Here is a 648-nt window from a genome sequence, read left to right on the forward strand (position 1 = left end):
ACCGCCAGCAGCAACGTGGCCTCGTTGTCGAGCAGCCTGAGCACGACCAACAGCAGCGTCACTTCGCTGTCGACCTCGACCTCGACAGGCTTGAGCACGACCAATAGCAACGTCACTTCGCTGTCGACTTCTTCATCGACCGGCCTGAGCACCACCAACAGCAGCGTCGCCTCGCTGTCGACTTCGGCCTCGACTGGCTTGAGCACAACCAACAGCAACGTGACGTCGCTGTCGACCTCGGCTTCGACCGGCCTGAGCACGACCAACAGCAGCGTGACATCGCTGTCGACTTCGGCCTCGACTGGCCTGAGCACGACCAACAGCAACGTGAGTTCGCTGTCGACCTCGACTTCGACCGGCCTGAGCACGACCAACAGCACCGTCGCCTCGCTGTCGACGGGCCTCAGCACCAGCGCCAGCAGCGTGACCTCGCTGTCGACCTCGACTTCGACCGGTTTGAGCACAACCAACAGCAGCGTGGCATCGCTGTCGACTTCCACCTCGACCGGCCTGAGTACGACCAACAGCAGTGTGACATCGCTATCGGCCTCGACTTCCACCGGTTTGAGCACAACTAACAGCAGCATTACATCGCTGTCGACTTCCACCTCGACCGGCCTGAGCACCGCCAACAGCAACGTGACCTCG

The 648-nt window shown here is 61.7% G+C and carries 1 protein-coding gene; it reads right to left on the reverse strand.

What is annotated here, in order from left to right; genetic code table 11:
• Window positions 1-648, reverse strand: a 648-nt coding sequence (locus tag AC07V8_RS25785) for a hypothetical protein (RefSeq protein WP_494681216.1), incomplete at both ends; no start/stop codon positions are given.

The organism is Collimonas sp. GW821-FHT02H07 (genome assembly GCF_059421505.1).